Source organism: Endozoicomonas atrinae (assembly GCF_001647025.1).
GTDB classification, from domain to species: domain Bacteria; phylum Pseudomonadota; class Gammaproteobacteria; order Pseudomonadales; family Endozoicomonadaceae; genus Endozoicomonas; species Endozoicomonas atrinae.
Genome location: NZ_LUKQ02000805.1, coordinates 1 through 396, shown reverse-complemented (window position 1 = coordinate 396; position 396 = coordinate 1). Strand labels below are relative to the sequence as shown.

Here is a 396-nt window from a genome sequence, read left to right as displayed (position 1 = left end):
GAGCCGTGAAAGGGGAGTATGGCCCTGAACAGATCCGGATCATGGATGAGCAGCAGGCACTGAGCCGGGTGTTTATCAAGATCACCACCACCAAGGTGAACACCGCCTACTCCCGGTTGATCGACCTGCTGTTCCAGAACATCGACAGCTTCTGGGATATCGTGCCCAGCCCCCTGGCGGAGATACCCGCCAGCATCAAACGGCACCTCCGCATGACCGCTATTCAGGAGCTGCTACCCTATCCCCTTGATCCCCACACCCGTAACCAGCTCATCCAGGAACGAAACGATGAGATGGAACGGGCGCTGATGGCCGAAGCGCTGGAACGCGCCAACGAAGCCGCTATGAAAATGAAGCGGTTGATCAAGGACTACCTGATCAATGCCAACGCGCTCA

At 57.3% G+C, this 396-nt stretch carries 1 protein-coding gene; it reads left to right on the top strand.

All coding sequences use genetic code 11. The features are described from left to right. On the top strand, positions 1-396 hold a 396-nt coding region (locus tag AK963_RS34530), incomplete at both ends, for a hypothetical protein (protein WP_175404810.1).